Genomic DNA, 22,541 nt, shown 5'->3' with positions numbered 1-22,541 from the left:
GTGACGCGGCGTTCAGACCATGGTCTCGGGCTGAAAGTGCGGGATCGCGTTGATGAGCGTGCGGGTGTAATCCTCCTGCGGGTTGCGCAAGACCGCTGTTGCCGTCCCGGTTTCGACGATGCGTCCGCGGTTCATCACGATCACCCGTTCGCACAGCAGCCGCACCACGTTGAGGTCGTGCGACACGAAGATATAGCTCATGCCCAGCTCGCGCTTCAGGCGGTCGAGCAGCTGCAGCACGACCGCCTGCACCGACACGTCGAGCGCCGAAGTGGGCTCGTCCAGTACCAGCAGCAGCGGATCCACCGCGATCGCGCGTGCGATGCCGACGCGCGCTTTCTGCCCCCCCGAAAGCTGATGCGGAAAGCGCGTCAGCAGCTCGCGCGGCAGGCCGACCATGTCGGCAAGCTGCGTGACCCGCGCGGCGATCTTGCGCCCGTCGCGCATGCCCTTGAGCCTGCGCAGGGGTTCGCCAATCGCATCCTGCGCGGAGTAACGCGGATCGAGGCTGTCGGTGGGATCCTGGAACACCATCTGGATCTTCATGCGCTGCGGCAGACTGGCAAAGCGCGCCGCAGGGTGCGCGGTGATGTTCTCGCCGTCCAGGATCACGTCCCCCGAACTGGGATCGAGCAGGCGGGTAATGATGCTCGACGTCGTCGACTTGCCGCAGCCCGACTCACCTACCAGCCCCAGGCTCTCGCCGCGCTGCAGCCTGAAGGAGATCCCATCCACTGCACGAAAATCGCGCTCGGCCGGATCGGCGCGGCGCCACGGCCAGCCGCCGCCAGTATCGCGGCGCGGAAAGACCTTCACCAGATCGACAACCTCGAGCAAGGTGTCGCTGCGCGCGGGTGCATGGGCAATGACGGCAGGCGCTTCGCTGCCACCCGCCGAGACCATCACCTCACCCGAGGCTGCAGTGCCGACGAGACCATCGACAAGCTCGTCGGGCACCGCGGTCAGATCTGAAAGATCGGTCTCCGGCCCCGGCGACGCCGCGATCAGCTTGCGGGTGTAGGGGTGGGTGGGGTGTCTGAACAGGTCGGCCACCGCCGCAGACTCCACGACCTTGCCCTTCTGCATCACGGCAATACGGTCGCAGTAGGCCGCAGCCAGGCCAAGGTCGTGCGTGATCAGCACCACCGCCATGTTGCGCTCGCGGGTCAAGTCGGCGATCAGGTCCATCGTCGCCTTCTGCGTGGTCACATCCAGCCCCGTCGTGGGCTCGTCGGCGATCAGCAGGCGCGGATTGCACGCCAGCGCCATCGCGATCATCACGCGCTGGCACATCCCGCCCGAAAGCTCGAAAGGATAGGCATGGTAACGATGGGCGGGGTCGACGATGCGCACCTTGTCGAGCATCTCGATCGCCTTGTCGCGCGCGGTCAGCCGGGTTGCCTGCGAATGGCGCACCAGCACATCTTCGATCTGACGGCCGACGGTGCGAATCGGATTGAGTGCGGCGCGCGGGTTCTGGAAGATCATCGAGATCTCGCGTCCGCGCAGATCGCGCAAGGCGGCCTCCGACGCACCGGTCAGCGGCATGCCGTCGAAGCTCGCCGAGCCTCCGGCAGCCGTGCCGGCGGCATCGAGCAGGCCGAGCACGGTATAGGCGGTGACCGATTTTCCGGAGCCGCTCTCACCCACCACACCGAGCACTTCACCTTTCTCGACCGTGAGCGAAACCTCGTCAAGGGCACGGACGACGCCGTGCCGGGTGCGAAACTCGACCGACAGACGATCCACCGACAACAGGGGATGAGTGGACACGAAATGCTCCTCAGGTACGACGCTGGGGGTCGACCAGGTCGCGCAGACCGTCGCCCAGCAGGTTGAAACAGAACACCGCCAGCATCAGCGCCAGGCCAGGAAAGAGCGCCATCCACCATTCGCCGGACACGATGTAGGTCGCACCCTCTGCAACCATGATTCCCCACTCCGCATCGGGCGGACGCACGCCCAGCCCGATGAAGGACAGGCCGGCCGCATTGAGGATCGCCCAGCCCATGTTGAGCGAGACCTGCACCATCATCGGCGGCAGGATGTTGGGAAAGAGATGCGTTGCCAGAATGCGCACATCGGTGCAGCCGCACAGGCGCGCCGCCTGCACGAAGCCGGCGTTGCGGCGAATGCTGGTTTCCGAGCGCGCGACCCGGGCGTAGAACGGCAGGTTGATGATGGCTGTGGCGTAAATGATGTTCTCCACCGAGTTGCCCAGCGCGGCAACCACACCCATCGCCAGCACGAACAGCGGGAAAGCCATGATGGTGTCCGTCACGCGGCCGACGATGCGGTCGGTCCATCCGCCCCAGAATCCGGCGGCACAGCCGAGCGCACTGCCGACGAAGAAGGACAGCGCCACCGCGGCGAGGGCGATGCCGAGATCGAGCCGGGTGGCCACGATCACACGGCTCAGCATGTCGCGACCGAGGTGGTCGGTGCCGAAGGGGTGCGCCCACGACGGCGCCTGCAATGCATTGGCGGCACTGGTGGCGATCGGGTCGTACGGTGCCAGCGCCGGGCCGAACAGGGCGATCAGCACGATGGCAAAGAACAGGAAGAAGGCCCCGGCCGTCACCGGGTTCTCACTCATCACATAACGGAAATGACGCAGGAAGCGGATCATTGCAATGGCCCTCAGGCGTCAAGACCGACGCGCGGATCGACCAGGGTCAGCACCACGTCGATCAGCAGATTGACGAAAACGAACAGCAAGGCCATTGCCAGCACGAATCCCTGCACCGCAGCGTAATCGGACGCCACCAGCGCCTGGATCGCGTAGGAACCGATGCCCGGCCACGAGAACACCTTCTCGACCAGCACGTTGGCGCCGAGCAGGAAGGAGAACACCATGCCCAGCGTCGTCAGCACCGGCAGCGCCGCGTTGCGCAAGGCATAAGCGCCCAGGATGGTGGAGCGCGACAGGCCGTTGGCGCGTGCCGAGCGCACGTATTCGCTGGACAGCGCATTGAGCATTGCCGCACGCGTCATGCGCGCAATGGGCGCCATCGCGAACACGCCCAGGGTGATCGCCGGCAGCACCAGCTGGCGCAGACTGGCCCAGAAGGTCTCGGCGTCACCGGCGATGATGCTGTCGATGAGGAAGAAACCGGTCACGCGCTCGGGCGAGAGATACAGAATGTCCAGCCGCCCCAGTGGCGACGGTGCCCAGCCCAGCAGGAAGTAGAAGATGTAGATCAGGAACAGGCCGGTGAAGAAGGTGGGGAGCGAAACCCCCGCCGTCACCACCACGCGGCACAGATGATCGATCCACGAACCGGGACGGGTCGCCGCCAGTACGCCGAGCGGAATCGCCACCGCGATCGCCAGCCCCAGCCCGCAGAAAGTGAGCTCCAGCGAAGCCGGCAGCCGCGTCAGCAGCTCCTCCATCACCGGCACGCCGGTGCCGAGCGACATGCCGAGGTCGCCCTGCAATAGCCGCCCGACGTAGAGAACGAACTGCTCCGGCCAGCTCCGGTCCAGACCCAGCGATTCGCGCACCTGGGCAATGGATGCAGCGTCGGCCATCGCGCCGGCAAAGTAGGCCGCCGGATCGCCCGGCAGCGCCCGCGTCAGCACAAAGGAAATGACCACCACTCCGAACAGTGAAGGCAGCGACTGCAGCAGTCGCTTCCCGATCTGGATGAGTTTTGTAGGCATCAGCGCACCCCGCCCGAAGACATGGGTGCGCGTGCCATGGGCAGTGAAGCTCTGCTCACGATATCTCAGGCCTTGGTGATGGTGCTGCAGTCGAGCTGGCGGTGGTACCACGAGGCGTAACCACCGACGTTCTTCGCCAGCGCGGCATCCAGATAGGGCTGATACAGCGGGATGCGCGGCACGTCGGCGAACGCAATCGCGATCATGCGCTTGATGTTGGGCGCGTACTTCGGATCGCTCACCTCCATGTGCAGGGTTTCATCCACGAGCTTCTCCATCTCTTCGTTCTTGTAGTTCGAGGAGTTGAACAGGTGCCCGTGCTTGTACGCCCAGAAGAAGTAGTAATCCGGGTAGTTGAGCCAGCCGCCGAAGTTTTCCAGATGCATCGGCAGGCGCTTTTCCACCAGCGCAGCGGTACGCCAGTTGGCACCCGGAATCTTGTCCAGCGTGACCTTGATACCGATCTTGCCCAGCGCCTCCTGAATCAGCAGCGCGGTCGGCTCCTGCCAGTCGGCCAGCCCGAGGTTGAAGGACAGCGTCGTTTCGAAGCCGCCCGCAAGGCCCGCCTCCGCAAGCAACGCACGCGCCTTGACCAGGTCGGTGTCGTAGGGGAAGGCCTGCGGCCACTCGGTCGTGGCGGGCGTTTTCGCACCGGCACCGAACATCGGCTTGCCGCGGCCATAGGCTGCAGCGGAAAGGATGTCCTTGTACGGCAGGGCATAGGCGACGGCCTGGCGCACACGCGGATCGTCGAAAGGCTTGTGCGTCACGCTGAGTCCGAGCACGTGCAGGCAGTTGTCGATCGGCGCACCGGAGACCTTGACCTTGCCGCCCTCCATGAGCTCCTTGGAGTCCTTCGCAGGCACATCCATGTAGAGATCGGCATCGCCGCGCTCGATCAGCGCACGACGCGTTGCCGCGGACGGCACCTCACGCACGATCACGCGGCGCAGCGCCGGCTTGGGTCCGAGGGCCCAGGCGTCGTTGCGCTCGTACACGAACTGCTGACCCGGTTCCCAGCGCGCGATCTTGAACGGACCGGAGCCGGCCGGCGTCTTGTGCAGGTACTCGGTGGCCCAGGGGTCTTCCTTGGTCGCATGTTTCCTGGCGACCTTGGCGTTGATGATGAAGGGCACCGGCACCGCGAGGTCGGGCAAGGTCAGCTTCGAAGGCGCGGGCAGGTCGATGCGGAAGGTCTGCGCATCGACCACCACGAACTGCTCCGGACTGGTCATCGAGCCCGCCTTCATCTGCACACCGGCAAAACCACCCAGGCTCACTGCCCGATCGAAGGACCACTTGACGTCCTCCGCCGTCACCGGTGAACCATCCCAGAAGCGTGCCTTGGGGCTGAGCTTGAAGGTGATCGACTTGCGGTCGCTCGAGTAGGTCCAGGATTCTGCCACCTCCGGCACGATCTTGGTCGAATCGTAGGACAGCGAGCCATCTTCCAGCGTCTTCACACCGAAACGCACCAGGCGGTCGTAGACGTTGACCGTAATCTGGTAACTCGGACGGTTGGTCCCGGCGCGGTGCAGGTCGAGGCTGTTGATGCCGTCACCGGTCACCACCACCAGCGTGTCGCTGCCGGCCGCTGCGTGGGCGGGCAGGTGACGCAGGAAAGGCAGCACGCTCGCGCCGACTACGCCTGCCTTGATGAAATCTCGTCTTTGCATGATCGAACTCCTTGGTGTGTAGTCAGGTTGAAGCCAGCGCGGCCATGTAGGCGCGCCAGCCTCCGAAATGGGTAATGTCCTCGGCACCCGCGGTGCCCATGGGCTCGCACAGAAATCCCTTCACCTGGCTGCCATCTGCCAGATCGAGCGTGCCGATGCCGAGCGGCTGCGGGATGCCGCGCATGAACTCGCCGAAGCGGGAAAGCGGCAGCGCCCAGACTTCGAGGTCGATCGCAGCACCCGCCTCGCTGCGCACCAGCCCGGGCCGCCGCGGCGGGCCACCGGCGAGGCTGTAGAAGCGATAGTTCGGGGCGGTTTGTGTAGCGCGCAGAAAGCGGGCACCGAGGCGGGTCAGCTCGTGGTTGAGCGGCAGACCCGACATGTGCGCGCCCACCACCGCCAGCGCAATCTCGTCACGGTTGGCGGCCGGCGAAACGCTGGCAGCCTGAGGCAGGGGCCAGCCGGTCGCACCCAGCGGCGCGGCGCAGTCCTGCTGCAGCACCCCGGCGACGGCTGCGATGCGTGCATCCTCCCCGCGGCCGGCGATCAGGGTGACACTGCCCGGCCTGCCGTCGGCACGCGTGCGAACGGGCACCGCGATTGCGCACATGTCGAGCAGGTTCACGAAATTGGTATAGGTTCCGAGGCGGGAATTGGGCCCCACCGGATCCGCTTCGAGCTCGGCCACGGTGCAGAAGGTCGGAATCGAGGGCACGCACAGGAGGTCGACCGCATCGGCCACGGCAAGCGCCTCCCGACGCAGATCCTGCAGACGGTAGAAGCCGCGGAATGCGTCGGCCGCAGAGAACTTCTCCGCGCGCTGGATGATGGCCCGTGTCACCGGCAGCACAGCCTCGGGCTGCTCGCGTAACAGCGCCTCGATCACGGTGTATCGCTCCGCCACCCAGACGCCGTCGTAAAGCATTTCCGCGATGGCATAGAGCGGACCGAAGTCGAGTTCAACGATCTCCGCCCCCCGCTCACGCAGGGATTCCAGCGTGGCATCGAAGGACGCCGCCTGTACTTCATCACCGAAGAAGCGCCGACTCGCGGTATCCGGCACACCCACGCGGAACGTCGGCGCGGCGACGGGGTTCTCGGCCAGCACAAGCGGTCGCGCGTACGAATCCGCGGGGTCGAACACTGCCGCAGCGGCGAACACCTTGTAGGCGTCGCCAACGGTCAGCGCGAAGATCGAGATCGTATCGAGGGTGCGGCAGGCTGGCACCACACCGCTCGCTGAAAGCGCACCGAGCGTGGGCTTGAGCCCCACGATGCCGTTCAGCGCCGCCGGCACCCGGCCCGACCCGGCGGTGTCGGTGCCCAGCGAGAAACTCACGATGCCGTGTGCAACCGCCACCGCGGAACCGGAACTGGATCCGCCGGGCACGATCGCGGGGTCGAGCGCGTTGAGCGGTACAGGAAAGGGGGTGCGCACACCGACCAGTCCGGTCGCGAACTGATCCAGGTTGGTCTTGCCGATCAGGATTGCCCCCGCGGCACGCAGCACGCCGACAACGAAGGCGTCTGCCCCGGCCTCGTAGGCATAGGCTGGGCAGCCTGCGGTGGTGGGCTCGCCGGCGGCGTCGATGTTGTCCTTGATGGCAAACGGAATGCCCCACAGCGGCTTGCTGTCGGGATCAAAAGCGCCAAGCTGCGCAAGCTGGGCCTGCAGCGCAGCGGGCGCGAGCACATGCAGGAAGATGCCCGGATCGCCTGCGGCCCCGATGCGGCGGTGGGCCTCCTCCATCACGGCAGCGGGATCAAGCCCCTGCGCATAGGCGGCGTGCAGGCTGGAGATATCGAACGGGAGTGTGTGCAGCATGAAATGTCTTCCAGAAACGTCTGGAAGTGATTTGAGCAGGGATCACTGACGCGGCATACTGCTAATTTTCGCCATCTGTGCTGCAAAATTTGCATCACTGAAAACGGAGCATCGCCATGAAGCATCTTCTGCCGCTGCGCTACATCGACGTCATTGCTCGCAGCGGCTCCATCCGCAAGGCGGCAGACAGTCTCGCGATCACATCCACCGCACTGAACCGCCGCATCCTCGCGATGGAAGAGGAACTGGGCGTGCCCATCTTCGAGCGCCTGCCCCGCGGCGTGCGACTGTCCGCCGCCGGCGAGATCCTGATCCACCATGTGCGCAACCAGTTGAGCGACATGGAGCGCGTCAAGAGCCAGATCTCCGACCTCACCGGCGAGCGTCGGGGCCATGTATCGATCGCCTGCAGCCAGGCCCTGCTGCCGTTCTTCCTGCCCAACCAGATCGCCCAGTACCGGCATGCACACCCTGCCGTTACCTTTGAAGTCCTCGTCCGCGACCGTGCCGCCGCCGAGCAGGCGCTGGTCGACATCAGCGCGGATCTTGCACTGGTATTCGAGCCGCTTCGGCTCATGGACTTTCAGGTCCTGCAGCGGGTCCGCCAGCCGGTTCATGCGCTCATGCGCCCGAACCACCCGCTGGCACAGGCCGAGACCTTGCGCCTGCGCGACTGCCTGCGTTATCCGGTGGCGCTGCCGACCTCGCAATACGGCGTGCGCCACCTGCTCGAACTGGCGGTGCAGCGCAGTTCGCTCACCTTGCAGCCGGTGGTTGAGTCAGACAGTTTTGAGTTTCTGCGCAGTCACGCGCTGGAAGAAGACATTCTCGCCTTCCAGATTCCGATCGGCCTGCCGATCGACACCGAAGGCAGCGGCATGGTCAGCAGGCCGCTCGACGTACGCGACGTCCCGCCCGGCGTGCTCTATTTCGGTCAGTTGCGGGGTCGCATCCTGCCGGTTGCGGTGTCGCGCTTCGCCAGCCAGGTGCTGGAAACACTCACCCACCGCTTCGAGACGGACTAGCGAATCCGCAAGAATTTCATTGCGCCGGCATGGCCTCAAGGACGAAAACCACGCCAAACGCGCCAATGGAAACCAGGCGCTGATTCACCATCGTATAGGACGCCACTCCCAGCGGATGATAGTGCGACACGAAGGCCGCAAAAGCCCCCAGTCCGAGCAGACCCGCGACGGGGCTGCGCTCCGCAATCGCCTGCCGAATCTGCTCCCGGTGCTGCTCGGGCGTCGGGTTGAGCCAGAACGCCAACGCTACGACTGCCAATGTAATGACCACGGACACGATGGAAGCTTTAGCCACTGCAATGTTTCCTGTAATAGACAAAGCGCGCCTCACACGGAGGCACGGAGCACCCGCCCATTATGCCTTCCTCCGCAACCTCCGCGCCTCCGCGTGAAACCGCCACGCTCCGCGCTTCCCCTTGGTACGGGGGAGCCCCCTGAACACCTTACGCAACGACTGGCCAGTTTGACGGTCGGACCTTGCATGCATAATCGGGGCCTTGCTCCGGGAGGAAGTCGCCATGGCCATAGGCTGGATCACCTTGTTGAAGACCGTTCCCTGGGCGGATGTCATCGCCACCGCACCGGTAGTCGCCGACGGTGCGAAAAAGCTCTGGAAGACGGTCGGCAGGAAGACGCAACCCGACACCGCCGCAACGGATGAGAGCGCGGAAACGGTGCCCGCCGAAGCTGATGCCTCGACGAAGCTGCAGGCAAGGCTGCTTGCGCTCGAGAACACCTCGCAGGATCTGCACGCCCAGATGCTGGCTTCGTCCGAGCTGATCAATGCGCTCGCCGAACAGAATACCGAGCTGGTGAAACGGGTCGAGGCCAACCGTGTTCGCCTGCTATGGCTGTCCGTTTCCACGCTTGTGACCTCCGCAGCGGTGGTGCTCTGCCTGGTGTTGCTGCTGCGCGCCTAGTCAGGCGACAGCCGATCACCGCGAGCCTGCGCGTACGCCCCCTGTCCCGGCTTTGGCGCATGCATGCCGGACAACACGCTCAGGATTGAAAAAACCCCTCCATCGCCTATGTTGAGATCACACGGCATGGGGGAGGTCGTTACCATGATCACGGAATCGCACTGCATTGCGCGCTTCGCTTCCTGCTGGCGCGCGCTGACCGGGCTGTTGGCCGCGGCCGCCACAGCATTCGCCCTGCCGGCCGCAGCGGCGGGACAGGAGGAATGGCTCTCCCTCGGCAGCAAGCACTGGTCCCCGACCGTGTTTTCCAAGACCGGCGCAGGCACCGAGAACGCCGTTGCCGAGGCGCGTGCCACGCGGGCTGCGATCGAGGGCTGGTGCGCCAACTGGAGCCCCGGCGACCGCGACTGCGTGCGCAGCCAGCTTGCCACCCCGGAGGCGAAGAAGACCTGGCGCGCCACGGCCAACTGTATCAAGGGCCGCATCACGGCGGTCGATGGCAACACCTACACCCTGGCCGGACGCTGGGACAACTCCGACATCGGTGGCGGACGCACGCGCTGGAGGGATGCCTCGGGGCAGATCGTCGGGCGTGACAACGCCAGCGGCGGACTCGGCATCTCACAGCAGTGGGAGGTGCTGTGCCCCGCATCGGCCGCCTCTGCGGGCCCGGCGGCTCCACGCAGCAGCGGCGTTCAGCGTCCGGCACAGTCCGCGCCGCCAACGCCTGCTGCGACAACGGCAGGCTTCACCGTCGGCGAAACCGTATATGCCCGCTACGGCGCCGCCTGGGTTCGTGGCAAGGTCACCCGCATCAGCCGCGTGAGTGGCGCCAAAGGCCCGGAGCTTGCCTATAACGTCACGCTCGAAAACGGTGAGCGCGGGCTGCTGCCTGCACACATGATGCGAAAGACACAGGGCAGATAGCGACCCAGCGCCAGGGCGGTCGCGCAGCCACTCACTCGTCTCCATTCACCGTGAGTCCGGTGGTCGTCACCGGGGCGCGTTAAAATGCGTCCTCAACGACAAGAAGAACACGGGAGACCCCATGAGTCCGGACATTCAGTCGTATTTGCAGCGCCTGCCCGATTTGCTGACGGAACTGGCGACCGTGGAACTGTTTTACGAACTCGGCGTGCTTGCGCTCGCAGGCCTCATCGCCTGGGTGATTCACCGCACGATGCGCGAGTCCTTGCGCGCCGGGCTTGAGGCCGCATCCAGCAAAGGCCTGCGCCATCTGACCCTGCGCACTGCCCAACGCATCCTGCTGCCGGCAACGATGCTGCTCGGCGTGCTGGTCGGCCGCGGCGCCCTGCGTTCGGCACAACTGCCTGTCGGCCTGCTCGATGTCGCCGTGCCCCTGCTGCTGTCGCTGGTCGCCATCCGCCTGCTGGTGTACGTCCTGCGCAAGGGTTTCCCGGTGACCCCGGCGCTGAAGACGTGGGAGAACCTCATCTCCGGCAGCATCTGGGCCATGGTGGCACTGCATCTCGTGGGCTGGCTGCCTGCCGTCGAAGCCACGATGGACGAGCTCGCCTTCAATATCGGCGCCTCGCGCATCTCGCTGCTGGCCACGGTCAAGCTCGTCGCACTCGTCGCCCTGCTGCTGACCCTCGCGTTCTGGGTGTCCGGGGTGATCGAGCGGCGCATGCGTGCATCCACCCACATGACGCCCTCGCTGCAGGTCGCCTTCGGCAAGTTCAGCAAGGTGTTCCTGATCGCGCTGGCCTTTCTGCTCGCCATCGACGCGGTGGGCATCGACCTCACCACGCTCACGGTGTTCGGCGGAGCGCTCGGCGTGGGCATCGGTTTCGGCCTGCAGCGCATCACCAGCAACTTCATCAGCGGCTTCATTCTCGTGCTCGACCGCTCGATCAAGCCCGGCGACGTGATTTCGGTCGGCGGCAACGATGCAAAGTTCGGCTGGGTGCAGGAGTTGCGCGCGCGTTACGTGGTGGTACGCGACCGTGACGGCGTCGAGCGACTGATCCCGAACGAGAACCTGATCACGTCCGAAGTGGTGAACTGGAGCTACTCGGACACCAACACCCGTGTGCGGCTGCCGGTGCAGATCAGTTACAGCGACGACCCCGAGCAGGCCATGGCCCTGCTGCTCGAGGCGGCCAAGGCCTCGCCGCGGGTGCTGCCCTTGCCGGAGCCCGCCGCGCGCATGCTCGACTTTGCCGACAGCGGCATCCAGCTCGAACTACGGGTGTGGATCAGCGATCCGGAGAACGGCATCGGCAACGTGCGCACCGACATCAACCTCGCGATCTGGAAGCTGTTCACGGCCGCAGGCATCTCCATCCCCTTCCCGCAACGGGATGTGCACCTTCACACCGTAGCCGCACCGGAACTGGCCGCTGCACAGGAGCGCCCCGCGTGAGCGCGCGCAGCGCCGGCCGGGGCGATGTGGATCAGATGCCGGTGAGCTCGCGGTAGGCGCGCCGCGTCTCGGGCGACACCGCTTCCAGCACCTGTTCGTGACTGGTCTTGTGGCGCGCCAGCAGGCGGGCAGAAGCAATCGTCCGCGATTTGCAGAACCAGTGGCAGGTGTGCTGCATCAGGTACATTTCTGCCGACAGCAGAAAGGCGCGTTCGCGCGGCGAGCGGCCCGCTTCGTTTTCCACTGCGCGTTCGAAGCCGCGGGCATGGATGTCGAAGGCCTTGCCCAACGCGAAGGTCGAGGACGGAAACAGGCGGTCGGCGTGGGGCAGAGCAAGCGGCAGCGTGCTGATGAGCACCTGCGCGGAGTCGACCCGCGCGATGTCCGCAGCAAGACGGCGAAACTGACTGGCGAGTGCGGTCTCGTGCGACTGCATCAGCGCGAGAACCTGATCCTGACGGTTCGGGTCCTGCTCGCCAAGGGCGCGGTCATAGCCCTCGGCCAGCGTCTCCATGAGTTTTTCGATCTGGTAGTTGCTCAGGTGGCTGCCCAGCAGGGTGATGCGGCGACGCTGGTCCCGGGACTTGAGCACCAGAACGCCAACGGCCGCGAGCATGAAGATAAAATAGGTTTCCATCCCGCTATTGTCCTGTGTGCCACGCATATTGGGCAACTCCGGCGATCAGGAAGCCTTGCACAACTCATCTCAGGCAAGACTGTTACCACGCAGCCGCCACGGCAGCCGGCGGGACAAGGTATCATCCGCGCGGTAGCGACGAAGCCCGACACCACGCCCTCGCCTTGCAAAGCCAGGCCAGCCGTTCGCCGGGCACGCCGTGAAGCCGTCCATCTGCTCACGCGCGCCATCAGGCCTCGCCACCGTCACCCCACACTTTCCGCACTGTCGACCGCGCCGGCGACGATGGCGGGCACTCCATACCGGCCCGCAGCAGGACAGAACCCAATGTCGTCAGAACACTTCACCGCAGGCAAGGACGCCGCGCTCGGCCACGCCAAACTGCACAGGACCCCGCAGGCAGCATGAAAACACCGCACAGAATCGCCCCACTGGTCGAAGACGGCCTCGTCGACAGCGTGCTGCGTCAGCTCATGAGCGGCAAGGAGGCGATGGTCTACGTCGTCCAGTGCGGCGACGAAGTACGCTGCGCCAAAGTGTACAAGGAGGCCAACAAGCGTGGCTTCCACAAGGCAGTCGACTACACCGAAGGCCGCAAGGTGAAGAACAGCCGCCAGGCGCGCGCCATGGCCAAGGGCTCGCGCTACGGCCGCCAGGAACAGGAGGCAGCGTGGCAACACGCCGAAGTCGACGCCCTGCGCCAGCTCGCCGCAGCCGGTGTGCGTGTGCCCGTACCCTACGACTTCCACGAAGGCGTGCTGCTGATGGAGCTGGTGGCCGATGAAGACGGCGAACCCGCACCGCGCCTCAACGACATCGAACTCAGCGCCGACGACGCCCGCACGTTTCACGCCTTCCTGATCCGTCAGGTGGTGCGCATGCTGTGCGCCGGCATCGTGCACGGCGACCTGTCCGAGTACAACATCCTGGTCGATCACACCGGCCCGGTCATCATCGACCTGCCACAGGCGGTCGATGCCGCGGCCAACAACAACGCCAAGCGCATGCTGGCGCGCGACGTGGACAACCTTGCCGATTACTTCGGCCAGTTCGCCCCCGAACTGCTCCAGACCCGCTACGCCGATGAAATCTGGGCGCTGTATGAAACCGGAAAACTGCTTCCCGACAGCCCGCTCACCGGCACCTTCAAGGACGTCGAGACCCTGGCCAATCTGGACGAAGTGATGCAGGTGATCGACGCCGCGCGCCGCGAAGAAGCCGCACGTCAGGCAAGAATGGCCGGCGAAAGCACGGACGGCGCCGACGACAACTGAGCCACGGGCTCAGGACGCCTCGCTGGCATCGAGCAGGCGCTCGCACTCCAGCATCATCGCCTGCGCCAGTTCCGACTGATAGTTGGGGTCGAGGGCTTCCATCATTTCATGCGCGGTGAAGAGGCCCGCCTCACGCGACAGCGTGGCGGCGATCTGCCGCGCCATGTCGTCGCTCAAGCCAGAGAGCTGCTTGCGCTCGGACTGCGGCAGCGTGCGCTTGCTGCGCCGCAGCCAGTCCGCCGCCAGCGTCGCCCCCTGCCCTTCGTTCATCCACTGCCCATGCTCATAGAAGGCCGACAGGCGTTCGGCAGTGAGCGCGAAGATCAGCGCAATACGGATGCCGCGCTCAGTGGGCGGCGTGCCCTGCGGGTTGTCGAAAATCATGCGTCTACGTCCGTGTGTTCGCGCTGCCACTGGATTTGATAACGGGTACTGCGACCACCTCCGGGCAACCTGACGAGGCAGCCCTTGGCGATAAGGTCTGCGAGATTGCGGGTTGCCGAGGAGGTGGTCAAGCTCCGCCCGGCTTCCCGGCGCGCTTGACGATACCGCGCTGCGGGTCGTAACCCCATGCGGCAAGCAGGAAAAACACGGCTAGGCAACCCACGACGATCGCCAGCGATTGCGGCGCCCACTGCCCGTACAGCGCAAAGCGCGTCGCCTCAACCGCGTGGCTGAAGGGGTTCCAGCTGGCGATGAAGTGGATCACGCTGGCGCCGGATTCTTCCAGCTTCCACAGCGGATACAGCGCCGGCGACACGAAGAACATCGGGAAGATGACGAAATTCATCGTGCCTGCAAAATTCTCCAACTGCTTCACATGCACCGACAGCAGCAGCCCGAGCGCCCCCAGCATCATCCCCGACAACACCAGCACCGGCAGCGCATACAGCCAGCCCGACCACGGCACACCCACGTCGAACAGCGCCGCGATCGCCAGAAACACGTAGGCTTGCAGCACCGACAGCAGCGTACCCGCGAGCAACTTGGCAAACAGCAGGTAGGCGCGCGGCAGCGGCGCGGTGAGCAGCAGCCGCATCACCCCCATCTCGCGGTCGTACACCATCGCCAGCGAGGACTGCATGCCGTTGAACAGCAGCACCATGCCGAGCAGACCGGGCACGATGTAGGTCTGATAAGGGATATAGGTGTCGTAAGGCGGGATGATCGACACCCCGAACACGTTCTGGAAGCCGGCGGCAAACACCACCAGCCACAGCAGTGGACGCACCAGTGCTGAGGCCAGGCGGCCACCCTGGCGGACAAACTTGGCCACCTCCCGGCTGGTGACGGCCTGCAGGGCGAGGAGCGCATGGCTCAGTTTCATGTCGGGGTTCCGGGTCGGCTGGTGGGTTCAGGGTCAGGGTTTGCAGCGGCTGTCGCGCTGATCGAAGCCCAGCGTGTCCATATTGTTCTGCTGATGCAGGAAGCCCTGGATCGGCGCACGCTCGATCACCGAGTTGTGGGTGGCGAGCAGGATGGGCTGGCGCAACTGGCGATCCCAGGGGCGAAAGCCGAGCCGGTTGCCCTTGAAGCCATCGATCGTGATCTCGTCGCCAGCGAGGTAGCTCACCAGCTTGGCGAAAGGCGCATTGTCGGTGCGCACCACCGCCTCGATCACCGACTTGATCGCAATCCACGCTGCCCAGTCGGGGCTCGACGGCTGGCGCTCGGCCTGCTTCTGCATGCGGCTGGACAGTTGTGGCGCGCCGTGGCGCTCCCACGCCCAGTGCCAGGCCTCGGCGACCAGGCCCTCACTGCCCACGACCGGACGCGAACGCACGGTTCGATACGGCAGGTTGCGCGCAAATTCGCCGTCGCTGTCCGCAACGAACACCACATCGTGATCGGCGCCACCCGTCAGCAGCAGGGGATTGCCCTGATCACGTTGGCGCGGATCGTTGCTGAGCACGAAGCTGCGCTTGTCTACGACCTTGAGACCGAAGCGTTTCGCCGACGTCTCGAAGGCTGCGCCCAGCAACTTGTCGGCCGCCAGCGGCCCTTCCAGCAGCAGCACCGAACGCCACTTGCGCGATACCAGATACTGCGCCATCGCGTCGGTCTGCATCGCGTGGTTGGGCAAGGTGTGGAAGAGATGCGGCTGACACTGTTCCTGACGCAGCACGTCGTCTGCGGCCGACACGTTGAACAGCAGCAGTTCCTTGCCGCGGGTGGCCCTGGCCAGTTCGGCCACGACCTCGGCCGGCGCGTCGACCAGGAAATAGCGCACCCCCGCAGCCTGCAGCGTGCTCACCTGCGCCAGCAATGCTGCGGCGTCGGCACCCTTCACCCGTTCGAGCGCGAACTCGAGCTTGAGCGCCTGGCCGACGAACCGCGCTTCCCGCATCGCCACCTCGGCGCCGGCAAAGGGCCTGCCAAAGGCTTGCGACAGATTGCGATGGAAGGTTCGCTTCTCGTCGTAACGCGCATCCTTGTCGAGCTCGAGGAAGGCGAAGCGGATGGTCTCTGCGGCCGCAGGCAGGCTGAACAACAGCACGGCGACGATGGTCAGCGATCGGCGAAGGAGAGTCGATAAAGGCATGTGAAATTCCCTGGAGTGTGGCGACTGCCGGGCAAGCAGCGGCCCCGCAGTCGCACCAGCAGCGTTCGGATCAGTCGTCAATCACCGCGGTATGGGGCACGCGCCCGACCGGCACCGAACGCAACACCTTGTTGTTCCTGGTATCGACGATCGACATGTCGTCCGACAGCCCATTCACAACGAACAACCGACTTTGGTCGCGGCTCAGGGTGACACCCCACGCGCGCTGCCCGACCAGCACGTATTCCTTCACCGCACGGCTGGCGACATCGACCACGGCGACATGGTTGGCACGCCCCAGGGTGACATAGGCAGTCTTGCCGTCGCGGGTCATGGCGATGCCGACCGGGGTCACATCGTCAGCGCGGAAGCCCTTGGGCGCGAACGATACGGTGCCCTTGATCTCGTTTTTCCTGCCATCAATGATGGTGACCGAGCCGCCGAGTTCGTTGGTGACCCAGATCTCGCTGCTGTCCGGGGTGGCGGCGAAGCGGCGCGGCCGGTTGCCGACCACGATATTGGCGGCGATCTCGTTGGTCGCGGTGTCGATCACATGCACCATGTTGGCAACCTCCGAGGTCACATACAGGCGCTTGCCGTCAGGGCTCATCATTACGCCCTCAGGCTCCTCGCCGACCTCGATCTCGGCCACTTTCTTGCCCGCCGCGACGTCGATCACCGACACCTTGGCATCTTCTTCCATCGACACATAGAAGCGCTTGCTGTCAGGGCTGAAGGCGAACATCTCCGGATCTTCGCCGACCTCAATCGAACGCTCCACCGCCAGCCTGGCGATGTCGATCACGTCCACCCGCTCGGAATTGCTCGCGATCACGAACAGTTTCTGGCCGTCAGTGCTGAGCCTCATGTCGCGCGGTCGCTCGCCGGTGGGGATGGTCTTCACCACCGCGTAGGTCTTGCCGTCGAGCACGGTCACCGCATTGTCGTTCTCGCTGCTGACGAAAATCTGGCCGGTGCCCTTTGCATGCACGGCGCTCATCGGCAGAAGTAGCAGCGCACTGGCGGCGAGTGCCATGCTGAGGGATTTCAGACGCATGAGGACAATCTCCTGTTGGCTATTTATTTTGACGACTACAGCGATCCTGACGAGGGTTCGCCACCCTCCGTCATTGTCATGAAAGCCTCGGCAAGCGACGCCACACCGGAAGCGGCCACCAGCGACTGCGGCGTTCCTTCGGCGAGGATCTTTCCACGGTGCAGCACGATCACGCGATCGGCCTCCTCAGCCTCATCAACCAGATGCGAGGCCCACAAAATACCCACGCCGCCCTCGCGCAGCGCCAGCACCTCGTCCAGCAGCTGTCGACGCGAGGCAGGGTCGAGCCCCACCGTGGCCTCGTCCATCAGCAAGACCGAGGGTTTGTGCACCAGCGCCCGCGCCAGTTCGACCTTGCGCCGGTTGCCGCCGGAGAGCTCGCGTACCCGGTCGTGGGCGCGTTCGGACAGCCCCAGCCGTTGCAGCGCATCCGCAATCCGTGTCTTCGATTCGCGCCCGGCGATGCCATGCAGGCGAGCGTGAAACATCAGGTTGGCCTCCACGCTCAGGTCGAGGTCGAGCGTCATCTGCTGAAACACCACGCCGATACGGCCCAGCGCTCGCACCGGTTCGCGCTGCATGTCGTGACCGCACACCCGCACCACGCCGCCGTCGGCATTGAACAGGCCGGTAAGCAGCTGGAACAGGGTGCTCTTGCCCGCACCGTTCGGCCCCAGCAGCGCAACGAACTCGCCCGGCCTCACCGTCAGGCTGACGCCCTTGAGCGCCTCGCGCGCGCCGTAGGATTTGCGCACCTCCTCGACCTGCAGCGACCACTGCGCGACCACCACGTCCTCATGCATCCGTGCGCACCTCAATGTTGTTTCTGCCCTGCGCCCTTCCCTGACCCGCATTTCCGCTGTGGTCGAGTCCGCGGCCTTCGGCCCCATCGTTATCAAGCAAACCGGCCAGCAAGGCCGGATGGCGGTCGAGCAGTTCGCGCTGCAGTGCGAGCACCGCGGCATCGTTGGGCAAGCGCGGACCGCTCAACCCTTCCCGCCACTCCAGCATCACCCTGCCCGGCGCACCGGACATGAAACACACGCGATCGCCCAGCGCCAGCGCCTCGCGCAGGTCGTGGGTGACGAACAGCACGGAGGTATTGCAGCGCTGCCACAAACTGACCAGCATCGCGCGCAGGCGGTCGGCGGTGGGCGCGTCGAGCGACACGAAGGGCTCGTCCATCAGCAGCACCCGGGGCTCGATCACGAAGGCCCGCGCCAGCGCCACCCGGCGCTGCATGCCGCCGGAGAGCCGGCCCGGATAGGCGTCAAGCACGTCGCCCAGTTCCATCGCCTGCAGCAAGTCGCGCGCCCGCGCCGGTGCAGTCGGATCATCGCCCGCCACCAGCAGCACGTTCTCGATCACGGTCAGCCACGGCATCAGACGCGGCTCCTGGAACATGAAGCCGATCCCGTCCTGCAAGGGACTGCCATCCAGGGTGACGCGCCCGCTCACATCGTGATCGAGCCCGCCGACGACGTTGAGCAGGGTGCTCTTGCCGCAGCCCGAGGGGCCGACCACACAGACAAATTCGCCCGGCTGTACCTGCAGCCGCAAATCAGCCAGCGCAATGTGCGAGCGCCCGCCCCGATCCGGATAACACTTGCGCACAATCTCGATATCCAGCATCGCTCAGCCCCTCCACCGCGTCAGCCGGCGCTCGAGCGGGCGTAGCGCAAAGGCCTCGACCACCAGCACGATGGCGGCGAACACCAGCGTGTAGGCCAGGATGCCGGCGATGTCGAAGAACTGGAAGAAGACATTGAGCTGGAAGCCGATGCCGTTGCTGCGCCCGAGCAGCTCCACCACCAGCACGATCTTCCAAATCAGCGACAGCCCGGTGCGCGCGGCCGCCATCAGATAGGGGTAGAGCTGCGGCAGATACACGCGCGACAGCGTGCGCCAGCGCGGCAGGCGATAGGCGCTGGCAACCTGCATCAGACGCGGATCGACCGCACGTGCGCCCTCGCGCACGGTAACGATCACGGTGGGAATCTTGTTGATCGCCACCGCGACAATCGCGGCGGTGTCGTTGAGGCCGAACCACACGTAACACAGGATGATCGTGACCAGCGCCGGCACGTTGAGCCCGAGCACCAGCCATCCGTCGAGGAAGAGATCGAGCGTGCGCCAGCGCCCCATCGCGATGCCGATCACGGTGCCGATCACCATCGCGGCGGCAAACGCGATCACCACCCGCGACAGGGTGATGCCGAGGTGATACGGCATCACCAGCGACAGGGTTTCGTCGACCACACGACCGAACACCATCAGCGGCGCTGGCAGCGCGTTGCTCTGCAGCACGGACGCCAGCACATGCCACAACAGCACGAACACGAGCAGCGAAGCAAGGCGAACGCCCGCGTCGCCGCCATGGCGAGAGCGCCAGGAAAGTGGCGCGGATGCCGCAGCCAGATGCTGTGCCGCAGTGTCGTGGCCGGCGCCCTGAACCCGCTCGATCACCGTTCCAGGCCCCCGGCCCAGAAGGTACCGCTGGCAAGCGATGTGGCCTTGCCGACCAAGGCCTGCCCGCCCTCGGCAGCGAGGATGGCGAACACCTTGCGTGCCACCTGCTCGGACTCACCCATGCTCGCAGCGGGAATGCCCGCGCGGTAACCCTCGCGCAGCGCCACGAAGGTGGCATCGTCCGCGACCTTCATCATCGGCCGCAGTTCATCCCACACCGCGTCCGATTCAAGCATGTGCTGCTTGGTCGCGGCCGAGGCGCGCAAAAAGCTGCGTATCGCCTGCGGATGCTGCGCCGCCCACTTCTCGCGAAAAACCCAGCCCACCAGCGGCAATGCGGTATCCACGTCGAGGGTGCGCACGATTTCGTCCATGCTCAGCAGCGGCACCATGCCCGCAGCCTGCAGGCGCGCACCGTAGTGCCAGAAGTTCATCGCCGCGGGAAGCTCGCCGCGCAGCATCAATTCATTGAGCAGCGGCGGTGCAACGAAAGCCGGCTCCAGCCAACCGGCAGCGTCCGCACCCACGGTCCGGCGGGCATAGGCGCGCAGCAGCAGCCAGCTCTTGTCGAGTGGCCCGCCGGCCACGCCCAGACGCTTGCCCTTCAGGTCGGCGAACGCTTTCACCCCGGCGTCGGGACGCACCATCACCCCGCCCACCGCCAGCGAATACGGCACGAAGGTGAAGTCCTGCCCCTCGGCACGCTGACGTGCAACCCAGATCCAGTCATTGACCACGACATCGACCGCACTGCCGAGCATGGCGATATTGGCTGCATCCTTCAGCGCCAAAGGCACGACCTCGATCCGCACACCCTCGCGCTCGGCAAACCCGCCTTTCTGCATCACCGCCAGTTCCCAGCTGACCGTGCCGAACTGCAACACGCCAACCCGCAGCACCGGCAGTTCGGCAGCACGAACCGGCACCGCCGTAAGGCATAGCAGCGCGAAGAGCGCCAGGCCGGCTCTCAGAAACGACATCATGGCGCTCTCCCCCGTTCTTGTTCGCTGTATTCCCGTGGGCAGGAAGCAACGCGGCAACCAGTTCTTGCGGGGCCGACGCTGTACGCGCCACCCCGCCCGATCACCTTAACGGGTGGCGATGTACATCGTGATTTCAAACCCAAATCGAAAATCGCAGGCTGCAGGGGTTTCCCATTTCATGACGTGTCTCCTGTTGGTCGGTAAAGCGACATGGCGTTCTGGATGACCGCTCACAGCCCCAGTGTGCCTTCGGCGTCGCATCCGCCGCATCAGGATTCCGACCGAAATCGCCTCATGATTTTCATGAGATCAAGGATCAAAGGGGTCAGAGTCGTTTGATCGCTTCGTTTCGCCTCAACCCACCGCGCGCTTGAAGATCCAGTTGCGGTTGGTATTGCTGTCCGGCGCCTGCATCAGCTCCCAGCCCTGGGCGCCGAGCTTGTTCAACTCCGCCAGCACGACCTCCGTATAGGCGCACAGGCGGTCTTTTTCGCGGCTGCCGTGGGCGCGGGCGACGTCTTCGGCGATCTGATGGATGTCGCTGCGGATCTGGTACTCAAAGCATTGCATGGGGTGCTCGATAAGGTGAAAAGGTGCGCATGGCAGGACGCCAGCACATGGGTCACAATAACACCCAACTCCTGCACCGGCCGCCCGCATGCGCATCCATTTCACCATCCTGCCGGAAGAAGTCGACATTACCGCCATCCGCGCCCAAGGCTCGGGTGGGCAGAACGTCAACAAGGTGTCGAACGCGGTGCACCTGCGCTTCGACATCGCCGCGTCGTCGCTGCCCGAGGCCATCCGCGAGCGCCTGCTGCGCCTCGGCGACCAGCGCATCAGCAAGGACGGCGTGATCATCATCAAGGCACAGGCCTTTCGCAGCCTGGAAAAGAATCGCGCCGAGGCAATCCGCCGACTGGAAGAACTCATCGAGTGCGCGGCCACGGTGCAAAAGACGCGCCGACCAACACGCCCCACCCGGGGCTCGGTTACGCGCCGGCTTGAAGGCAAGACCCGGCGTGCCGCGGTCAAGGCCGGACGAGGAAGGGTCGGCGAGTAGCATCCGTCGGCAACCCTGTCATAATGGCGGGGCTGCACGAGCGGGCAAGGCTCTGCCTGACCACCGAATCAGCGCATCATGCCTCTCCGCGCAAGGCGCGAGCACATGACCGCCAAAGGCATCGCCCACAACGGTGCCCTCGTGGAGGACAAGCCTCCGACTGGCGTCATCCGGCGGCGCCCATTAATCTTGTGCTGCTCCCCTCGGAAACGGAAGCATCAAGTAACCGTTTCTCCTTCCTTCACCCGCGTTCGATTCTGCCCTACGGGGCAATCAGAGGAGGCCACTTGGCCAAGCCAAATTACCAGTTCGAGAAACGCCAGCGAGACCTGGCAAAGAAGCGCAAGCAGGAAGAAAAACGCATCCAGAAACTCGCCGCAAAGGCGGCAGGCGGCAGCGACGACAATGCCGACGCCGAGCCTGAAGCGGAAGCAGCAGACAGCAACACCCCGCCGCTTGCCTGAGGCCTGAAGCGGTCAAGCGCAGCGACGGCCGCGCGGGATGGTGCGCCACCGCTCTCAGTGGCTGGCGAAAACCTCGTGACTGCCGTCGCTGCCGAAACTGACGACCTTGTAACGATCGGCCGGATACGGCCCCTCCATGCCCGGCGAGCCCATCGGCATGCCCGGCGCCGAGATGCCGACGATCTTCGGCTGCTCGGTCAGCATCCGCTTCACATCTGCAGCCGGCACATGGCCTTCGACCACATAGCCGCCCACCTTCGCGGTGTGGCACGAGCCGAGCGCCTGCGGTACGCCGGCGCTGCGCTTGACTTCGCTCATCTGCGCTGAAGCGATCTCTTTCACCTTGAAGCCGTTCTCACGCATGTGCTCGGCCCATTTGCCGCAACAGCCGCAATTCGGGTCCTTGTACATCGTCACCTCCTCGCCGGCGGCCAGTGCAGGCGACACCGATACGGCCGCGACCAGCGCGGTGGCGAGTGCGAGTCGGTGCGGAAGACGGAATCGTGTGGAATGCTGGTTCATGAAACCTCCTTGTGACAGTTTGATATCCGGGCCAA

General features: G+C 65.1%; 25 protein-coding genes. 7 read left to right on the top strand and 18 right to left on the bottom strand.

Annotation, left to right across the window (positions count from 1 at the left end):
- Positions 1–12: 12 nt before the first annotated feature.
- The 5 genes from AC22G6_RS03255 to atzF all read right to left on the bottom strand — a co-directional run bounded on the left by AC22G6_RS03255 (position 13) and on the right by atzF (position 7,164).
- Positions 13–1,773 (bottom strand): dipeptide ABC transporter ATP-binding protein, encoded by a 1,761-nt coding sequence (locus AC22G6_RS03255; RefSeq protein WP_487365605.1) that lies wholly within the window; start codon positions 1,771–1,773, stop codon positions 13–15.
- Positions 1,774–1,783: 10 nt separating this feature from the next.
- Positions 1,784–2,629: an ABC transporter permease gene (locus tag AC22G6_RS03250; protein WP_108949096.1), complete on the bottom strand. Its 846-nt coding sequence runs from the start codon at positions 2,627–2,629 to the stop codon at positions 1,784–1,786.
- 11 nt (positions 2,630–2,640) lie between these two features.
- On the bottom strand, positions 2,641–3,663 hold the full coding sequence (locus tag AC22G6_RS03245) for an ABC transporter permease (protein WP_108949097.1): 1,023 nt from the start codon (positions 3,661–3,663) through the stop codon (positions 2,641–2,643).
- Positions 3,664–3,728: 65 nt separating this feature from the next.
- On the bottom strand, positions 3,729–5,339 hold the full coding sequence (locus tag AC22G6_RS03240; RefSeq protein ID WP_108949098.1) for an ABC transporter substrate-binding protein: 1,611 nt from the start codon (positions 5,337–5,339) through the stop codon (positions 3,729–3,731).
- A gap of 22 nt (positions 5,340–5,361) precedes the next feature.
- The gene (gene atzF, locus AC22G6_RS03235) at positions 5,362–7,164 is read right to left on the bottom strand and encodes an allophanate hydrolase (RefSeq protein WP_487365604.1); all 1,803 of its coding nucleotides are present in this window, start codon (positions 7,162–7,164) and stop codon (positions 5,362–5,364) included.
- Positions 7,165–7,280: 116 nt separating this feature from the next.
- On the opposite strand from atzF, the gene AC22G6_RS03230 reads away from it, so the two are divergent.
- The gene (locus AC22G6_RS03230) at positions 7,281–8,189 is read left to right on the top strand and encodes a LysR family transcriptional regulator (RefSeq protein WP_487365603.1); all 909 of its coding nucleotides are present in this window, start codon (positions 7,281–7,283) and stop codon (positions 8,187–8,189) included.
- 16 nt (positions 8,190–8,205) lie between these two features.
- Here AC22G6_RS03230 and AC22G6_RS03225 read toward each other — a convergent pair whose 3' ends face one another.
- Positions 8,206–8,484, bottom strand: a complete 279-nt coding sequence (locus AC22G6_RS03225; protein ID WP_487365602.1) for a hypothetical protein — start codon at positions 8,482–8,484, stop codon at positions 8,206–8,208.
- A gap of 223 nt (positions 8,485–8,707) precedes the next feature.
- Here AC22G6_RS03225 and AC22G6_RS03220 point away from each other — a divergent pair, with 223 nt between their 5' ends.
- The 3 genes from AC22G6_RS03220 to AC22G6_RS03210 all read left to right on the top strand — a co-directional run bounded on the left by AC22G6_RS03220 (position 8,708) and on the right by AC22G6_RS03210 (position 11,495).
- Positions 8,708–9,109: a hypothetical protein gene (locus AC22G6_RS03220; RefSeq protein ID WP_487365601.1), complete on the top strand. Its 402-nt coding sequence runs from the start codon at positions 8,708–8,710 to the stop codon at positions 9,107–9,109.
- 144 nt (positions 9,110–9,253) lie between these two features.
- Positions 9,254–10,036, top strand: a complete 783-nt coding sequence (locus AC22G6_RS03215) for a hypothetical protein (protein ID WP_487365600.1) — start codon at positions 9,254–9,256, stop codon at positions 10,034–10,036.
- A gap of 121 nt (positions 10,037–10,157) precedes the next feature.
- Positions 10,158–11,495, top strand: a complete 1,338-nt coding sequence (locus AC22G6_RS03210; protein ID WP_487365599.1) for a mechanosensitive ion channel family protein — start codon at positions 10,158–10,160, stop codon at positions 11,493–11,495.
- A gap of 31 nt (positions 11,496–11,526) precedes the next feature.
- Here AC22G6_RS03210 and AC22G6_RS03205 read toward each other — a convergent pair whose 3' ends face one another.
- Positions 11,527–12,132, bottom strand: coding sequence for a hypothetical protein (locus AC22G6_RS03205; RefSeq protein WP_487365598.1), 606 nt, complete (start codon positions 12,130–12,132; stop codon positions 11,527–11,529).
- 404 nt (positions 12,133–12,536) lie between these two features.
- Here AC22G6_RS03205 and AC22G6_RS03200 point away from each other — a divergent pair, with 404 nt between their 5' ends.
- Positions 12,537–13,406 (top strand): PA4780 family RIO1-like protein kinase, encoded by an 870-nt coding sequence (locus AC22G6_RS03200; RefSeq protein WP_487365597.1) that lies wholly within the window; start codon positions 12,537–12,539, stop codon positions 13,404–13,406.
- 9 nt (positions 13,407–13,415) lie between these two features.
- Here AC22G6_RS03200 and AC22G6_RS03195 read toward each other — a convergent pair whose 3' ends face one another.
- The 10 genes from AC22G6_RS03195 to AC22G6_RS03150 form a co-directional block, all read right to left on the bottom strand.
- Complete coding sequence (locus AC22G6_RS03195; RefSeq protein WP_487365596.1) at positions 13,416–13,790, bottom strand: hypothetical protein; 375 nt, start codon at positions 13,788–13,790, stop codon at positions 13,416–13,418.
- Positions 13,791–13,917: 127 nt separating this feature from the next.
- Positions 13,918–14,733 carry an ABC transporter permease gene (locus AC22G6_RS03190; protein ID WP_108949107.1) on the bottom strand — a complete coding sequence of 272 codons (816 nt, stop codon included), beginning with the start codon at positions 14,731–14,733 and terminating at the stop codon, positions 13,918–13,920.
- Between the two features lie 33 nt (positions 14,734–14,766).
- The gene (locus tag AC22G6_RS03185) at positions 14,767–15,948 is read right to left on the bottom strand and encodes an ABC transporter substrate-binding protein (RefSeq protein ID WP_487365595.1); all 1,182 of its coding nucleotides are present in this window, start codon (positions 15,946–15,948) and stop codon (positions 14,767–14,769) included.
- Between the two features lie 70 nt (positions 15,949–16,018).
- Positions 16,019–17,005 carry a PQQ-dependent catabolism-associated beta-propeller protein gene (locus AC22G6_RS03180; protein ID WP_487365594.1) on the bottom strand — a complete coding sequence of 329 codons (987 nt, stop codon included), beginning with the start codon at positions 17,003–17,005 and terminating at the stop codon, positions 16,019–16,021.
- A 35-nt stretch (positions 17,006–17,040) separates the two neighbouring features.
- Positions 17,041–17,808: an ABC transporter ATP-binding protein gene (locus AC22G6_RS03175; RefSeq protein ID WP_487365593.1), complete on the bottom strand. Its 768-nt coding sequence runs from the start codon at positions 17,806–17,808 to the stop codon at positions 17,041–17,043.
- Positions 17,801–18,637, bottom strand: a complete 837-nt coding sequence (locus AC22G6_RS03170; RefSeq protein ID WP_487365592.1) for an ABC transporter ATP-binding protein — start codon at positions 18,635–18,637, stop codon at positions 17,801–17,803. The genes AC22G6_RS03175 and AC22G6_RS03170 overlap by 8 nt, the downstream gene beginning before the upstream one ends.
- A gap of 3 nt (positions 18,638–18,640) precedes the next feature.
- Positions 18,641–19,471: an ABC transporter permease gene (locus AC22G6_RS03165; protein WP_487365591.1), complete on the bottom strand. Its 831-nt coding sequence runs from the start codon at positions 19,469–19,471 to the stop codon at positions 18,641–18,643.
- Positions 19,468–20,457 (bottom strand): ABC transporter substrate-binding protein, encoded by a 990-nt coding sequence (locus tag AC22G6_RS03160; RefSeq protein ID WP_487365590.1) that lies wholly within the window; start codon positions 20,455–20,457, stop codon positions 19,468–19,470. Before AC22G6_RS03160 ends, AC22G6_RS03165 begins: the two co-directional genes overlap by 4 nt.
- A gap of 105 nt (positions 20,458–20,562) precedes the next feature.
- On the bottom strand, positions 20,563–20,637 hold the full coding sequence (gene pqqA, locus AC22G6_RS03155) for a pyrroloquinoline quinone precursor peptide PqqA (protein WP_108951310.1): 75 nt from the start codon (positions 20,635–20,637) through the stop codon (positions 20,563–20,565).
- 174 nt (positions 20,638–20,811) lie between these two features.
- The gene (locus AC22G6_RS03150) at positions 20,812–21,027 is read right to left on the bottom strand and encodes a hypothetical protein (protein ID WP_487365589.1); all 216 of its coding nucleotides are present in this window, start codon (positions 21,025–21,027) and stop codon (positions 20,812–20,814) included.
- An 88-nt stretch (positions 21,028–21,115) separates the two neighbouring features.
- On the opposite strand from AC22G6_RS03150, the gene arfB reads away from it, so the two are divergent.
- The gene (gene arfB / locus AC22G6_RS03145) at positions 21,116–21,520 is read left to right on the top strand and encodes an alternative ribosome rescue aminoacyl-tRNA hydrolase ArfB (protein ID WP_487365588.1); all 405 of its coding nucleotides are present in this window, start codon (positions 21,116–21,118) and stop codon (positions 21,518–21,520) included.
- Positions 21,521–21,807: 287 nt separating this feature from the next.
- Complete coding sequence (locus tag AC22G6_RS03140; RefSeq protein ID WP_487365587.1) at positions 21,808–21,984, top strand: hypothetical protein; 177 nt, start codon at positions 21,808–21,810, stop codon at positions 21,982–21,984.
- A 54-nt stretch (positions 21,985–22,038) separates the two neighbouring features.
- Here the strand turns inward: AC22G6_RS03140 and AC22G6_RS03135 are convergent, their stop codons facing one another.
- Positions 22,039–22,506, bottom strand: a complete 468-nt coding sequence (locus AC22G6_RS03135) for a DUF411 domain-containing protein (RefSeq protein ID WP_487365586.1) — start codon at positions 22,504–22,506, stop codon at positions 22,039–22,041.
- Between the last annotated feature and the right edge of the window lie 35 nt (positions 22,507–22,541).

The organism is Parazoarcus sp. PS-13 R2A (assembly GCF_057621855.1).
The sequence above is the reverse complement of the archived record's forward strand: the minus strand, read 5'-3'. Positions and strand labels throughout refer to the sequence as shown.

Excerpts from the sequence above, each read along its gene's own strand:
- AC22G6_RS03190 (WP_108949107.1), bottom strand. The coding sequence starts at position 14,733 with ATGAAACTGAGCCATGCGCTCCTCGCCCTGCAGGCCGTCACCAGCCGG.
- AC22G6_RS03175 (WP_487365593.1), bottom strand. The coding sequence starts at position 17,808 with ATGCATGAGGACGTGGTGGTCGCGCAGTGGTCGCTGCAGGTCGAGGAG.
- AC22G6_RS03220 (WP_487365601.1), top strand. The coding sequence starts at position 8,708 with ATGGCCATAGGCTGGATCACCTTGTTGAAGACCGTTCCCTGGGCGGAT.
- AC22G6_RS03135 (WP_487365586.1), bottom strand. The coding sequence starts at position 22,506 with ATGAACCAGCATTCCACACGATTCCGTCTTCCGCACCGACTCGCACTC.
- AC22G6_RS03250 (WP_108949096.1), bottom strand. The coding sequence starts at position 2,629 with ATGATCCGCTTCCTGCGTCATTTCCGTTATGTGATGAGTGAGAACCCG.
- AC22G6_RS03160 (WP_487365590.1), bottom strand. The coding sequence starts at position 20,457 with ATGATGTCGTTTCTGAGAGCCGGCCTGGCGCTCTTCGCGCTGCTATGC.
- AC22G6_RS03215 (WP_487365600.1), top strand. The coding sequence starts at position 9,254 with ATGATCACGGAATCGCACTGCATTGCGCGCTTCGCTTCCTGCTGGCGC.
- AC22G6_RS03195 (WP_487365596.1), bottom strand. The coding sequence starts at position 13,790 with ATGATTTTCGACAACCCGCAGGGCACGCCGCCCACTGAGCGCGGCATC.
- AC22G6_RS03210 (WP_487365599.1), top strand. The coding sequence starts at position 10,158 with ATGAGTCCGGACATTCAGTCGTATTTGCAGCGCCTGCCCGATTTGCTG.
- AC22G6_RS03185 (WP_487365595.1), bottom strand. The coding sequence starts at position 15,948 with ATGCCTTTATCGACTCTCCTTCGCCGATCGCTGACCATCGTCGCCGTG.
- AC22G6_RS03205 (WP_487365598.1), bottom strand. The coding sequence starts at position 12,132 with ATGGAAACCTATTTTATCTTCATGCTCGCGGCCGTTGGCGTTCTGGTG.
- arfB (WP_487365588.1), top strand. The coding sequence starts at position 21,116 with ATGCGCATCCATTTCACCATCCTGCCGGAAGAAGTCGACATTACCGCC.
- AC22G6_RS03150 (WP_487365589.1), bottom strand. The coding sequence starts at position 21,027 with ATGCAATGCTTTGAGTACCAGATCCGCAGCGACATCCATCAGATCGCC.
- AC22G6_RS03170 (WP_487365592.1), bottom strand. The coding sequence starts at position 18,637 with ATGCTGGATATCGAGATTGTGCGCAAGTGTTATCCGGATCGGGGCGGG.
- AC22G6_RS03180 (WP_487365594.1), bottom strand. The coding sequence starts at position 17,005 with ATGCGTCTGAAATCCCTCAGCATGGCACTCGCCGCCAGTGCGCTGCTA.
- AC22G6_RS03200 (WP_487365597.1), top strand. The coding sequence starts at position 12,537 with ATGAAAACACCGCACAGAATCGCCCCACTGGTCGAAGACGGCCTCGTC.
- AC22G6_RS03230 (WP_487365603.1), top strand. The coding sequence starts at position 7,281 with ATGAAGCATCTTCTGCCGCTGCGCTACATCGACGTCATTGCTCGCAGC.
- AC22G6_RS03245 (WP_108949097.1), bottom strand. The coding sequence starts at position 3,663 with ATGCCTACAAAACTCATCCAGATCGGGAAGCGACTGCTGCAGTCGCTG.
- AC22G6_RS03240 (WP_108949098.1), bottom strand. The coding sequence starts at position 5,339 with ATGCAAAGACGAGATTTCATCAAGGCAGGCGTAGTCGGCGCGAGCGTG.
- atzF (WP_487365604.1), bottom strand. The coding sequence starts at position 7,164 with ATGCTGCACACACTCCCGTTCGATATCTCCAGCCTGCACGCCGCCTAT.